Source organism: Streptococcus sanguinis (assembly GCF_050222175.1).
Lineage (GTDB): Bacteria > Bacillota > Bacilli > Lactobacillales > Streptococcaceae > Streptococcus > Streptococcus sanguinis_M.
In genome coordinates this window covers 2062444-2075965 of sequence record NZ_CP071420.1, presented here as the reverse complement: position 1 = coordinate 2075965, position 13522 = coordinate 2062444, and the positions used below count along the sequence as shown (strand labels likewise).

The 13522-nt window shown below is 43.0% G+C and carries 11 protein-coding genes and 1 pseudogene; 11 read left to right on the top strand and 1 reads right to left on the bottom strand.

Translation table 11 applies throughout. The features are described from left to right. The first annotated feature begins 53 nt into the window (after positions 1-53). The 11 genes and pseudogenes from J1C91_RS10180 to J1C91_RS10130 all read left to right on the top strand — a co-directional run bounded on the left by J1C91_RS10180 (position 54) and on the right by J1C91_RS10130 (position 11807). Positions 54-1250: a phosphoglycerate kinase gene (locus J1C91_RS10180; RefSeq protein ID WP_002910741.1), complete on the top strand. Its 1197-nt coding sequence runs from the start codon at positions 54-56 to the stop codon at positions 1248-1250. 299 nt (positions 1251-1549) lie between these two features. Then, complete coding sequence (locus J1C91_RS10175; RefSeq protein WP_312023173.1) at positions 1550-6115, top strand: antigen I/II family LPXTG-anchored adhesin; 4566 nt, start codon at positions 1550-1552, stop codon at positions 6113-6115. A gap of 171 nt (positions 6116-6286) precedes the next feature. Further along, on the top strand, positions 6287-6952 hold the full coding sequence (locus J1C91_RS10170; RefSeq protein ID WP_125438493.1) for a COG3942 and LysM peptidoglycan-binding domain-containing protein: 666 nt from the start codon (positions 6287-6289) through the stop codon (positions 6950-6952). A 175-nt stretch (positions 6953-7127) separates the two neighbouring features. Beyond that, positions 7128-7652, top strand: coding sequence for an FUSC family protein (locus tag J1C91_RS10165; RefSeq protein WP_125438490.1), 525 nt, complete (start codon positions 7128-7130; stop codon positions 7650-7652). An 80-nt stretch (positions 7653-7732) separates the two neighbouring features. Further along, a complete protein-coding gene (locus tag J1C91_RS10160; RefSeq protein ID WP_125351030.1) occupies positions 7733-8098 on the top strand; it encodes a MerR family transcriptional regulator in 366 nt (121 codons plus the stop codon). Between the two features lie 31 nt (positions 8099-8129). After that, entirely contained in the window at positions 8130-9476 is a 1347-nt protein-coding gene (glnA, locus tag J1C91_RS10155; protein WP_125438487.1) for a type I glutamate--ammonia ligase, read from the top strand. Between the two features lie 54 nt (positions 9477-9530). Then, positions 9531-9935: a GNAT family N-acetyltransferase gene (locus tag J1C91_RS10150; RefSeq protein ID WP_002910736.1), complete on the top strand. Its 405-nt coding sequence runs from the start codon at positions 9531-9533 to the stop codon at positions 9933-9935. Between the two features lie 82 nt (positions 9936-10017). Then, a complete protein-coding gene (locus J1C91_RS10145; protein WP_002910735.1) occupies positions 10018-10437 on the top strand; it encodes a hypothetical protein in 420 nt (139 codons plus the stop codon). A gap of 102 nt (positions 10438-10539) precedes the next feature. Further along, positions 10540-10953 carry a hypothetical protein gene (locus J1C91_RS10140; protein ID WP_002910733.1) on the top strand — a complete coding sequence of 138 codons (414 nt, stop codon included), beginning with the start codon at positions 10540-10542 and terminating at the stop codon, positions 10951-10953. A gap of 37 nt (positions 10954-10990) precedes the next feature. Then, positions 10991-11077, top strand: a pseudogene (locus J1C91_RS10135) (TetR/AcrR family transcriptional regulator); the annotation flags it as partial. Then, on the top strand, positions 11061-11807 hold the full coding sequence (locus J1C91_RS10130; protein ID WP_002910731.1) for a DNA alkylation repair protein: 747 nt from the start codon (positions 11061-11063) through the stop codon (positions 11805-11807). The pseudogene J1C91_RS10135 and the gene J1C91_RS10130, both read left to right, overlap by 17 nt. Before the next feature lie 29 nt (positions 11808-11836). On the opposite strand, the gene rnjA is transcribed toward J1C91_RS10130, so the two are convergent. After that, on the bottom strand, positions 11837-13519 hold the full coding sequence (gene rnjA, locus J1C91_RS10125; protein ID WP_002898451.1) for a ribonuclease J1: 1683 nt from the start codon (positions 13517-13519) through the stop codon (positions 11837-11839). Positions 13520-13522 lie beyond the last annotated feature (3 nt).

Genomic DNA, 13522 nt, shown 5'->3' with positions numbered 1-13522 from the left:
GGGAAATATGATATAATAGTTGCGTATAAAATATGAAAAGGAGTTTTTGTAACATGGCAAAACTTACTGTTAAAGACGTTGATTTGAAAGGTAAAAAAGTCCTCGTTCGTGTAGACTTTAACGTACCATTGAAAGACGGAGTGATTACGAATGACAACCGTATCACTGCTGCTCTTCCAACTATTAAATACATCATTGAGCAAGGCGGTCGTGCAATTCTCTTCTCTCACCTTGGACGTGTCAAAGAAGAAGCAGACAAAGAAGGTAAATCACTTGCACCAGTAGCTGCAGATTTGGCTGCTAAATTGGGTCAAGACGTTGTTTTCCCAGGTGTCACTCGTGGTGCTGAATTGGAAGCAGCTATCAATGCTCTTGAAGATGGACAAGTTCTTTTGGTTGAAAACACTCGTTTTGAAGATGTTGACGGCAAGAAAGAATCTAAAAACGATCCAGAACTTGGTAAATACTGGGCATCTCTTGGAGACGGTATCTTTGTAAATGATGCCTTCGGTACAGCTCACCGTGCACACGCATCTAACGTAGGTATCTCAGCAAACGTTGAAAAAGCAGTGGCTGGTTTCCTTCTTGAAAATGAAATTGCCTACATCCAAGAAGCGGTTGAAACTCCAGAACGTCCATTCGTAGCTATTCTGGGTGGTTCAAAAGTATCTGACAAGATCGGTGTTATCGAAAACTTACTTGAAAAAGCTGATAAAGTCCTTATCGGTGGTGGTATGACTTACACATTCTACAAAGCACAAGGTATCGAAATCGGTAACTCACTTGTAGAAGAAGACAAATTGGATGTTGCGAAAGCTCTTCTTGAAAAAGCAAACGGCAAATTGATCTTGCCAGTTGACTCTAAAGAAGCAAATGCTTTTGCGGACTATACTGAAGTGAAAGACACTGAAGGTGAAGCAGTGGATCCAGGCTTCCTTGGTTTGGATATCGGTCCTAAATCTATCGCTAAATTTGATGAAGCTTTGACTGGTGCGAAAACTGTTGTCTGGAATGGCCCTATGGGTGTATTTGAAAACCCAGATTTCCAAGCTGGGACAATCGGTGTCATGGACGCTATCGTGAAACAACCTGGCGTAAAATCAATCATCGGTGGTGGTGACTCAGCTGCTGCAGCCATCAACCTTGGCCGTGCAGACAAGTTCTCATGGATTTCTACTGGTGGTGGTGCATCAATGGAACTCCTTGAAGGTAAAGTATTGCCAGGACTTGCAGCATTGACAGAGAAATAAGCGGTATACTCAGAATATTTAATATACCATAAAACTATAATAAGAGAAGGACTAGTAAAGACTGGTCCTTTCTTTTTTACGGGAAATCTGTGGAACAGAGAGGGAAGAGAAAATCAAAATAGACATTATATAATTAATGTCCAAAAAACAAAAAAGGTAAATAAACTGAGGAAAAAATGCTTGCAAAACGAGGGAAAACTTGATAGGATAAAGGTATGTATTCTGATGCTTACAGATAGTCAAAATGAGAATGGAGCTTCTGACAGGAGGTTCCCATTACTTTTTGATTTTCTGAAGGCATGAGAAAACTGCTGACTGTAAAAGTTAGCAGAGGGAGGAGAAAAATGAAGAAAAAAGAAGTTTTTGGTTTTCGGAAAAATAAGGCTGTTAAAACTTTATGCGGTGCTGTTCTGGGTGCGGCTTTTTTAACGTCAACGATGCAAGTAAGAGCAGATGAAGTGGTATCTGATACCAATAGTCCTATCAATACTGAAATGGTAGGTACTGGAAATGCAGCGACCAATCTACCTCAAGCTCAAGGGCCAGCCAGTCAGGCATCTCAAGAGAGTCAGGCGCGAGCAGGTCATGCAGATGGCGGTGTGATAGTGACTGTTCCAACAGCTGGTTTAGATGAAAGCGTCAAAAAGGCTCAAGAAGCTGGGCTGACAGTGGTCAAAGACCCAGCTGTTGACAAAGGAGTAGCTCAGACTGCTCAAGAAACTGCAGACAAAAAAGCGGAGATTGCAGAAGATTATGAAGCGCAAGTAACCGATATTGATGCCAAGGTCAAGGAGTACAAAGAAAAAGTATCAGCCTACGAGGCGGAAGTGGCTCGGATTACAGCAGAAAACAAAGCGACAGCGGAACAATACGCTAAAGATTTGGCTGCTCATCAAGCAGTAGTAGCTCGGATCACAGCAGAAAATGCTCAGCTGAAAGCAGATTATGAAGCGGCACTTAGTAAATACAAAACAGATTTAGCAGCGGTTCAAAAGACGAATGCGGATAACGCGGCGGCTTACCAAGCGGCAAAAGCGGCCTATGATGCAGAATTAGCTCGTGTTCAAAAACTGAATGCAGAAACAAAGGCTAATTATGATACGGCTCTGGCGGCTTATGCTAGTGAGCTGGACCGTGTTCAAAAGGCGAATGCGGCAGCTAAGGCCCGGTATGAAAAAGCTTTGGCTGACACTGAAGCTGCTAATGCTAAGATTGCTGCTGATAATGAAGCTATTAAACAGCGGAATGCGGCTGCAAAAGCGGCCTACGAGGCAGCACTTGCCCAATATCAAACAGATTTAGCTACTGTCCGAAAGACCAATGCTGATAATGAAGCGGCATATCAAGCTGCTCAGGCGAATTATCAGGCAGAATTGGCCCGTATCCAAAAGGAAAATCAAGATAAAAAAGCTCAATATGAAGCAGATTTAGCAGCTTATGAAGCTAAAAAGACTCAAATTGAAGCTGAAAATGCGGCAGCTCAAAAAGAATATGAGCAAAAGCTAGCAGAGAATCAAGCTAAGAATGCCACTATAGCAGCTGAAAATGAAGAAATTAAGAAGCGTAATGCTCAAGCCCAAGCAAATTATCAAGCTCAGTTGGCCCAGTATAATGCAGATTTGGCTGTCTATAATACAAAATTAGCCAAGTATCAGCAAGATAAGGCTAAATATGATGCTGAACAGGCCAAGATTAAGGCTGGACTGGCTCTTGCAGAAACAAAGAAGACTGAAGACGGGCATTTGAGCCGTCCAATTGCGCAAAGTCTGGTCTTTAAATCAGAGCCTAATGCTGATCTGTCACTGACTACAACTGGTGAGTTCGTCAGCTATGCTGGCATGGAAGCCGCTGTGAAGAATACTGCAGAATTTTCTAAGAAGCTCTTCCAATTGGATAACTTCAAAGTAACAGACATTCAAAATGCCAACTATCAGACTAACCAGCAGGAAAGCTTTGGTACGGTTGGCAAGTATGCAGACTATAGTTCTAACGTAACAAGTGGTAAAGGTCCGACTGAATGGTCTTCTGTTTTGCTGAGCCGCGGTCAGTCTGCTACAGCAACCTATACAAATCTTCAGGGAACTTATTATCGAGGGAAAAAAGTTTCTAAAATCGTTTATACTTATACCCTTGATCCAAGCTCTCAATTCCGCAATGATAAGGCTTGGTTAGGTATTTTTAAAGACCCGACCATGGGAGTTTTTGCTTCCGCTTATACAGGAAATTTTGAAGATGCAACCTCTCTCTTTGTGAAGACGGAATTTGTCTTTTATGATGATAAAGGCCAACCTATTAATTTTGATCAGGCTTTGATGTCCGTGGCTTCCCTCAACCGTGAAGCCAACTCTATCGAAATGGCCAAAGATTATACAGGAACTTTCAACAAGATTTCAGGTTCATCTATTGGTGAAAAGAACGGCCAAATTTATGCGACTGAGTCTGAAAACTTCAAAAAAGGAGTTGGCGGATCTCGCTTTACCATGTATAAGAATGCTCAGCCGGACTCAGGCTGGGACAATACAGATGCTCCTAACTCATGGTATGGAGCAGGAGCGGTAGAAATTTCTGGCACAACCAACAGTATGACGATTGGAACAATTTCCTCTTCTGAAGTGTTAGGCCAGCCAGAGGCTACTGATCCACGTAGGGCTGACAAACTAGCTCCTAAGAAGCCAAATATTTGGTTTGCGATTAATGGTGATGTCCGAGCGAATGATCTGCCAATCATCACAGTAGAAGAACCGGAAGCGCCAGTAGCTCCTACAGCTCCTGCAGCGCCAAGTGAAGAAGCGCTTAAGCCTTTGGAGCCAGCTCCAACTACACCAACACCGAAGGCTCTTCCAACACCTCCGGCAGCACCGACTTATGAAAAAGAACCGACGCCACCGACACGTACACCGGAAACACCAGAGCCTAGTAAGCCATCTGAGCCAAGCTATGAAGTAGAAAAAACTGTCCGGCCAGCAGTGGTAGAACCGACCTATGAAAAAGAGCCAACCCCTCCGGCAGCACCGACTTATGAGAAGGAGCCGGAAGCGCCAACTCCTACACCAGATACACCGGAGCCTAATAAGCCGGTAGAACCAACTTATAGCCCGCTGCCAACCTCACCAGCAGAGCCTGTTTATCAAAAAGAGCCAGCAGCGCCCGTAGCTCCGACTGTGCATTATCATTATCATCTCTTGCAATCTCAACCGCAGATTAATAAAGAGATTCAAAATGACCAAGGCACCAATATTGATAAGACTCTGGTGGCTAAGCAGTCCGTCGTTCAGTTTGCTCTAAAGACAGAAGCTCTTCCAGCTGGACGCAGTGAGACGACTTCATTTGTCATTACTGATCCGTTGCCAAGTGGTTATGAAGTTGACTTAGAAGCAACAAAAGCTGCTAGCGCAGGTTTTGACGTCAGCTATGATAGGGCTAGTCACACAGTGACATTCAAGGCAACTCCAGCAACCTTAGCTACTTATAACGCTGATACGACCAAAGAAGTTGCTACGCTCTTTCCAACTGTAGTCGGTCGAGTTCTCAATGATGGCGCGACTTATACCAATAATTTCACCATGACAGTCAATGATGCCTATGGTGTCCGCTCAAACGTAGTACGCGTGACTACGCCAGGCAAGCCTGATGATTCAGATAATCCTAGCAATAATTACATCAAGCCAACCAAGGTCAATAAAAATGAGGCAGGATTGGTGATTGATGGTAAGGAAGTCTTGGCTGGTTCGACCAATTACTACGAGCTGACTTGGGATTTGGATCAGTATAAGGGAGATAAGTCATCTAAGAGCACGATTCAAAAAGGTTTCTACTATGTAGATGACTATCCGGAAGAAGCACTTGAACTTCGTCCAGAATTAGTCAAGCTAGTAGATGCGGATGGCAAGGCTGTGGCAGGTGTGACAGTGACCCACTACGAGAGCCTTGAAACAGCCCCTGCAGCAGTTCGAGAGCTCCTTCAAAAGACCAATATCACTGTTAAAGACTCCTTCCAACTCTTTGCAGCAGACGATGCCCAAGCCTTTTATGACCAATATGTCGTAACAGGTAAATCTTTGACGATAACAAGCCCTATGGCTGTCAAAGAAGGAATGGGCCGCACAGGTGGCAAGTTTGAGAACCGAGCTTATCAGATTGACTTTGGAAATGGTTATGCGACTGAGGTAGTCGTGAACAACGTTCCAAAAATCAGCCCTGAAAAAGATATTACATTGAGTCTTGATCCAACAAGTGCAGAGAACTTGGATGGCAAGGAACTGACTTTGGGACGGCATTTTAACTATCGTCTCATCGGAGGCTTGATCCCTGCTAACCACTCTGAAGGTTTGACAGACTATAGCTTTGTGGATGATTATGATCAACGAGGAGATGAGTACATGGGTGCTTACAAAACCTTTGCCAAAGTGGACATCACGCTCAAAGATGGTAAGGTGATAAAGGCTGGTACAGATTTGACTGAGTATACAGCTGCGAATGTTGATCTTGAGAAAGGCTTGATTTCTATTCGTTTCAAGGAAGAATTCTTAGAGACTATTTCTCTGGATTCAGCTTTTCAGGCTGAAACCTATCTACAGATGAAGCGGATTGCTGCGGGTACTTTTGAAAATACCTACATTAATACTGTCAATCATGTAGTCTATGCTTCAAATACGGTTACAACAGTCACTCCTAAGGCACAGCATCTGCTTGTTTCAGATGTAAACGATCCAAGAAGAGCCAATCCAACTTCAGCAGCTAAAAAGATTCCTGTTTCTCTTCTGCCAGAAACGGGAGCCAAAGATACAGTCTATCTGCCATATCTAGGTTTAGCAGCCATTATTGGTGCTTTAGGTCTAGGAAAATTGAAGGGTAAAGAAGACTGATAATAGATGAGGCTAGGGAATCCCTAGCCTTTTATCTTTAAAAATACTGCTAAATCTCATGTAGCAAAAGTCTAAATCATTTGTAACATGACAAAAACATAACTCTAAAAAAACTGACATGTAAATATTGTATGATTTTTTTATCATCAAATTATACGGAGAAACACATTTATGAAAAAAACATTTGCTAAAGCGACTCTTGGTTTAACTTCCACAGCTTTTTTGGCGACAATCGGCGCTCAAGCTGTTCATGCAGATTCTTATGTTGTCCAGCAAGGGGACTCTTTTTTTGCCATTGCTAGTGCAAATGGAATGAATCCTTACGAACTTGCTGCCAATAATGGAAAATCAATTTTTGATACGATTAACCCAGGAGATGTGCTGCAAGTAAATGGTACAGCTTTGGCTCAGACTTACAATCCTTACAGTGCTCCAGCTTATGAAGCGACAAGCGATGCTGCTTTGATATCTGATACTGAAGATGTTGTCTTAAATACGCCAACTGACTATGGCAATTCTTACCCAATCGGCCAATGTACTTGGGGCGTAAAAGAAATGGCTCCTTGGGCAAGCAACTGGTGGGGTAATGCTAATACTTGGGCAATCAATGCTGGTGCTCAGGGTTATGCAACAGGAAATGTCCCAGTAGCAGGTGCTATTGCAGTTTGGGATGGTGGCGAATACGGACATGTTGCTTATGTGACAGATGTGCAAAGCGACAGCTCTATCCAAGTCTTGGAAGCGAACTATAATCGCCAAAAGCAGATTAACAACTATCGTGGCTACTTTAACCCAAATGAATTTATGGGTGGAGTTACTTACATTTATCCAAACTAAAGATAATAAAAACGAGGCTGGGACAGATAATGTCTCAGCTTTTTTTCAGAAGAGACCCTGCCGCGCTAGCTGATAGGGCTTTTTCTTTGTGTGGGAAATCTCCTAAGCAGAAAGAGTTTTTTTGAGGCGAAATATGTTAAAATGAAGAGAGGGAGGATTTCCTGGAAGGAGACTAATGAGTTATTTCAATAAGTACAAGTTTGATAAATCGAAATTTCGTCTGGGCATGCGTACCTTTAAAACCGGTCTGGCTGTTTTCATCATTCTACTGCTCTTTGGGCTTTTTGGTTGGAAAGGCCTGCAAATCGGTGCTTTGACTGCAGTCTTTAGTCTTCGTGAGGATTTTGATCAGAGTGTCCACTTCGGGACATCGCGAATCTTGGGAAACAGCATCGGTGGTTTTTACGCTCTGCTATTTTTCATTGTCAATAGTGTTTTTAAGGAGCAGTATTGGGTCACCCTCCTTTTGGTGCCGGTCTGTACCATGCTGACAATCATGACCAATGTCGCTATGAACAACAAGGCGGGAGTCATTGGTGGAGTATCTGCCATGCTGATTATTACTCTGTCCATTCGGTCGGAAGATACCATCCTGTATGTCTTTGCCAGAATCTTTGAAACCTTCATGGGAGTCTTTGTTGCGATTCTGGTAAATTCTGATATAGATCGGCTGCGAGCCATCTTTGAAAAGAAAAAATAAAATCCGTGTAAGAAAATCTGACATTATTTCTTGACATAAGATTTATTTCGTCCTATAATAGTGCGTAGAGAGGAATTTGAATGAAGGAAAAAGAGTTTCGCCGAAACATGGCAGTCTTTCCCATCGGCAGTGTTATGAAACTGACGGACCTATCTGCCCGTCAGATCCGTTATTATGAAGACCAGAATCTGATTACCCCTGCTCGGAATGAGGGCAATCGTCGGATGTATTCTTTGAATGATATGGACCGCCTTTTAGAAATTAAGGATTATATTTCGGAAGGCCATAATATCGCTGCGATTAAGAGGAAATATGCTGAGCGTGAAGCCAAGTCCCGAAAGACCGTTAGTGACAAAGATGTCCGCCGTGCCCTGCATCATGACATCTTGCAGCAAGGCCGTTTTGCTTCTTCTCTGCCAACCTTTGGTCAGATGCGTCGACCATAGCTATTTTGTTTGAATTACAAGGAGAAATTTAATGTCTATTACAGCAGCTGATATCCGTCGCGAAGTAAAAGAGAAAAATGTTACCTTTATTCGTCTTATGTTCTCTGATATTTTAGGGACTATGAAGAATGTGGAAATTCCTGCCACGGATGAACAGCTTGACAAGGTCTTATCCAATAAAGCCATGTTTGATGGTTCTTCCATTGAAGGTTTTGTCCGTATCAATGAATCAGATATGTATCTTTATCCTGATCTGGATACTTGGACGGTCTTTCCTTGGGGAGATGAAAACGGCAGTGTAGCGGGTCTGATTTGTGATGTTTATACGACGGATCATGTACCGTTTCTAGGGGATCCTCGCAGCAACCTCAAGCGTGCCCTCAAGCATATGGAAGAGCTGGGATTCAAGTCCTTTAACCTTGGCCCAGAGCCAGAGTTTTTCCTCTTTAAGCTGGATGAAAATGGCGATCCGACGCTGGAAGTAAATGACAAGGGCGGTTATTTTGACTTGGCGCCGACAGATTTGGCAGACAATACCCGCCGGGAAATCGTCAATGTCCTGACCAAGATGGGCTTTGAAGTAGAAGCTAGTCACCATGAGGTAGCGGTCGGCCAGCACGAGATTGACTTTAAGTATGATGAAGTGCTCCGTGCTTGTGATAAAATTCAGATTTTTAAGCTGGTTGTGAAAACTATTGCTCGTAAGCACGGTTTGTATGCAACCTTTATGGCTAAGCCGAAGTTTGGTATTGCGGGATCTGGTATGCACTGTAACATGTCTCTCTTTGATCAAGACGGAAATAATGCCTTCTTCAATCCAGAAGATCCAAAGGGTATGCAGCTGTCAGAAACAGCCTACCATTTCTTGGGTGGTTTGATTAACCATGCCTATAATTACACAGCTATCATGAATCCAACGGTTAACTCATACAAACGTCTGGTTCCTGGCTATGAGGCACCGGTTTATATCGCTTGGGCAGGACGCAATCGTTCACCGTTGGTGCGCGTGCCAGCTTCTCGTGGTATGGGTACTCGCTTGGAGTTGCGCTCCGTTGACCCGATGGCCAATCCATATATTGCTATGGCTGTTCTCTTGGAAGTTGGACTGCACGGTGTTGAAAATAAAATCGAAGCTCCAGCCCCAATCGAAGAGAATATCTATATCATGACTCCAGAGGAGCGGAAGGAAGCAGGAATTACAGACCTGCCATCAACTCTTCACAATGCCTTGAAAGCCTTGACAGAAGACGAAGTCGTTAAAGCAGCACTTGGCGAGCATATCTATACAAGCTTCTTAGAAGCTAAGCGTATCGAGTGGGCTAGCTATGCAACCTTTGTCTCTCAATGGGAAGTGGATAATTATTTAGATTTATACTAAACTTAGAGCAGGAGGATTGGCATATCCCCTGCTTTTTCGTGGAGGAGGAAAAAGATGGAAAAATTTCATGATTTTATAAAGCGTGTTTTTGATGAGCAATATGAAACTAATTTTGGTTCAGGTATGCTTGAAAAACTTGAACCTCAAGACTATTATCTAAGGCGGGAGGAAGATGGCCGGTTAATTGCCTTGCTCCATGCCCAACAGGTGTTGGAAAATATTCATATCAAGGCTTTGGTGGTGGATAAAGAACATCAGAAAAAAGGTTTGGGAGCCAGTCTGCTGGCAGAATTAGAAGAAAAGGCTGCAGAAGTTGGAGTAACTAGCATTACTTTGTCCACTAAATCTTATCAGGCCAGGGATTTTTACATCAAGCAAGGCTATGAAATCTACGCCAGTCTATCAGATGTCCCACAAAAGGGCATTACCAAATATCATTTTATCAAGCGATTGAGCTGAGCTAGTCTCAATAGATGGAAGTCAATTTGGCTTCTTTTTTTTGTGCTATAATAATAGCAATGACTGTTAAAAGGAATAAGAAATGAAAAGGCAGAAAACAATAGGCATAGCTTTAGTAAGTCTAGGAATTATCGGTGGAGCTTTTTTCCTTGGAAATCAGGAGAGCTTAAATAAAATTATAACCAAAAAGCCAGACTTGCAAACGATAAAAGAAAAGCAGTTGGATGAATTGAAAAAGCATGAGGAAGAAATCAAAGCTTTTATCAAGTCACAAAATCCTAAGATTGAATCTGTTCAGGTAGATTGGAACCAGACAAACTGGGAAGAAGTAGGCAATGCTACTCCGTGGGGAGGAGGAGAAGTGATAAGAATTTTTGGAGGATTTAACCATATCGAAGACTCGAGTTGGAGTGTTTTAGTTGATGTAGAAGATGGGAAAGTAGATATTGATTCTATCATGCAAGGTAGTCCGCTACGAGCAGGAGGAGACATTTTTGAGTGAAAGCAATTTAACAATCATTTATAATTTCTATGTAGATTTTATACGTCTTTTTATGTAATTTGGTGTTATAATATGTAACTTCTATTGTCTAAGAGGAAGAAAATGAGGAAACATAAAATCATTTGGTTGGTATTAATTGCCCTTGTTATTGGAGTAGGTAGTCTACATATGTTAAAACAGAGTAATTTGTTTTCAGATGGCAAAGCTCATTTGCAATCCAGAAAAGAGAAACAGCTAGATTATTTAAAGTCACAAGAGGAAGAGATTAAAAAATTTGTGAAGTCACAAAACGCGAAAATTGAGTCAGTGGAGATTAATTGGGAGGAAACAAACTGGGAAGAAGTAGGCAACGGAACACCGTGGGGCGCTGGAGAAATTGTTAATTTATATGGGAGATTCAATCATATTGAGGATTCTTCTTGGAATGTCACCTTTTTAGTAAAAGATAATGAGGTAGTTCCAAATTCAATGTCTTTAGCAAATGATTTATATGTAGGAGGTAGGATTTTTGAGTAATAGTAATTTAAAATCCTTTGATAATTTTTATGTAGATTTAGCAGAGAAAGAGGAAGAAGCAGAAGTTAGAAAAGCAGTGAGAAGTCTGTTAAGGGGATTTAGAAATTATGGCGAAAAAGGTTAAAGATTATTATGATTTGGTTTATGCGGAGGACTTGAGCCGTCGTTTGCAAGAAGCCACAGATAAATTTGATGCTCAGCATTTTATGTCTCTAGTTGAAAGCGACTTAGAGGCTTTGGAATTTACTCAGCGTCAGGAGCTGCTGGCAAGGAGTATCAAAGAATGCTTGCCGCTTTCTTATGCTGATTCTCTGAAGGTTTTTGAGCAGATACTTGGTCCGGAGTTAGAGGGCGGCTTGGGGATGTTCTCAGAAGGGTACTGGTTGTGGCCGATTGGCAAATACGTAGAACTTTACGGAAGTCAGGAATTCGAGCTGAGTGCAGCCTTCAGCAAGGAATTAACCAAGCGATTTACTGGAGAATTTTCCATGCGGCCCTTGCTGTCTAATTATCCTAAAGCTACGATGGATTTACTGCTAGAGTGGAGCCGAGATGAGAATATGCGCGTCCGCAGATTAGCCAGCGAGTGTATGCGTATCCGACTGCCCTGGGCTAAGAAGCAGACTGTGGTCTTAGATTATTTTGATGAATTTACCGCTATTTTAAGGAATCTAAAGGATGATAGGGATAAATCAATCCAAAAAAGTGTCGCTAATAATCTGAATGATTTATATAAAGAAGCTCCTGAAAAGTTTGAGTGTATCATTCAAGCTTGGCAAAAGGAAGAATTGAGTCCGAGTTGCGCTTGGATTATTAAGCATGCTTCGCGAACAAAAAATAAAGCAGAAAAATAAGCTTTGCTAAATCTAGCAAAGCTTATTTTTCAGTTGTCTTCATCTGGTGTAAGCACCATCGGAATGATAATAGGTTCGCGCTCAGTGCTTTCGTAGAGGAAAGGACGCAAGGCGTTGACGATAGCGCCGCTGACAGATTGAACGCTGGCATCTTTATTCTTGAGTGCAATGCGAATGGCATTGAAAAGGATACGCTGGCTTTGGCGAATGAGGTCGCCTGATTCGCGCATGTAGATAAAACCGCGGCTGAGAATGTCTGGACCGGCTAAGATCATCTTGGACTCAAAGTCAACTGTTGCGACAGCCAGAACCACACCGTCCTCTGACAGGTCTTTACGGTCGCGCAGGACTGCAGCTCCGATTTCACCAATGCGGTTCCCATCAACATAAATATCCTGAGCGTTGAAGCTGCCGGCAATACGGGCTGAGTCAGCTGTCAGAGCCAAAACGTCACCATTGCTCATGATGAAGATATTGTCTTTTGGTACTCCAGTATCAACGGCTAGGCCTGCATGGACTTTCTGCATACGGTATTCACCATGGACTGGCATGAAATATTTAGGTTTGATCAAGCGAAGCATGAGTTTCTGCTCTTGCTGGCCACCATGTCCAGAGGTGTGGATGTTGTTAATCTTACCGTGAATCACTTCTACACCGGCCTCGGAAATGATGTTAATCAGCTTGTTAACGCTGGTCGTATTACCAGGGATAGGGCTAGAGGAAAAGATGACTGTATCTCCAGGTTGCAGCTGCACCTGACGGTGGGTACCATTGGCAATCCGAGACAGGGCTGCCATCGGCTCACCCTGACTTCCGGTACACATAATCAGCACTTCACCAGCTGGGTAGTCCTTGAGTTCATTTGGTTCAATGAAGGTATCTTTAGGAACCTTGATATAGCCCAGCTCAATCCCGTTGACAATAGCCTTTTCCATGGATCGGCCAAAGACCGCAATCTTACGGCCGGTCTTGACAGCAGCATCTGCTGCCTGCTGGAGCCGGAAGATGTTTGAAGCAAAGGAGGCGAAAATAATCCGTCCATGAATGCCTTCAATGATCTTCATAATAGACTGGCCGACAACTTTTTCGGAATTAGTAAAGGTCGGAACTTCAGCATTGGTCGAGTCTGATAAGAGGCAGAGAACGCCTTCCTCGCCTAGAGCAGCCATGCGGTGCAGGTCGGCCGGCTCACCGACTGGTGTAAAGTCAAACTTGAAGTCACCGGTACAGACAATCTTACCCTGCGGCGTATGGATGACAATTCCTAAAGGCTCTGGAATAGAGTGGGTTGTCCGGAAGAAAGTAGCTTTCAGATGCTTGAACTGCAGTTCTGTGTTTTGATTGATTTCATAGAGCTTGGCATCGCGCAAAAGTCCATGCTCTTCTAGCTTGCCGCGAATGAGGGCCAGGGCCAGAGGACCAGCATAGATAGGAACATTGGCTTGCTTGAGCAGGAAAGGAATACCGCCGATATGGTCCTCGTGCCCGTGGGTGATGAGGACAGCTTTTACGCGGTCAATATTTTCCACGATATAAGAGTAGTCAGGAATGACATAGTCAATTCCTAGCAGGTCGTCTTCTGGGAATTTGATACCGGCATCCACGATGATGATTTCATTTTGGTATTCAATCCCGTAGGTGTTTTTACCGATTTCGCCTAACCCACCAATCGCAAAAACGCCAACTTCTTTGGGTTTTAAGGTATATGCCATGGG

Excerpts from the sequence above, each read along its gene's own strand:
- J1C91_RS10180 (WP_002910741.1), top strand. The coding sequence starts at position 54 with ATGGCAAAACTTACTGTTAAAGACGTTGATTTGAAAGGTAAAAAAGTC.
- J1C91_RS10175 (WP_312023173.1), top strand. The coding sequence starts at position 1,550 with ATGAGAAAACTGCTGACTGTAAAAGTTAGCAGAGGGAGGAGAAAAATG.
- J1C91_RS10170 (WP_125438493.1), top strand. The coding sequence starts at position 6,287 with ATGAAAAAAACATTTGCTAAAGCGACTCTTGGTTTAACTTCCACAGCT.
- J1C91_RS10165 (WP_125438490.1), top strand. The coding sequence starts at position 7,128 with ATGAGTTATTTCAATAAGTACAAGTTTGATAAATCGAAATTTCGTCTG.
- J1C91_RS10160 (WP_125351030.1), top strand. The coding sequence starts at position 7,733 with ATGAAGGAAAAAGAGTTTCGCCGAAACATGGCAGTCTTTCCCATCGGC.
- glnA (WP_125438487.1), top strand. The coding sequence starts at position 8,130 with ATGTCTATTACAGCAGCTGATATCCGTCGCGAAGTAAAAGAGAAAAAT.
- J1C91_RS10150 (WP_002910736.1), top strand. The coding sequence starts at position 9,531 with ATGGAAAAATTTCATGATTTTATAAAGCGTGTTTTTGATGAGCAATAT.
- J1C91_RS10145 (WP_002910735.1), top strand. The coding sequence starts at position 10,018 with ATGAAAAGGCAGAAAACAATAGGCATAGCTTTAGTAAGTCTAGGAATT.
- J1C91_RS10140 (WP_002910733.1), top strand. The coding sequence starts at position 10,540 with ATGAGGAAACATAAAATCATTTGGTTGGTATTAATTGCCCTTGTTATT.
- J1C91_RS10130 (WP_002910731.1), top strand. The coding sequence starts at position 11,061 with ATGGCGAAAAAGGTTAAAGATTATTATGATTTGGTTTATGCGGAGGAC.
- rnjA (WP_002898451.1), bottom strand. The coding sequence starts at position 13,519 with ATGGCATATACCTTAAAACCCAAAGAAGTTGGCGTTTTTGCGATTGGT.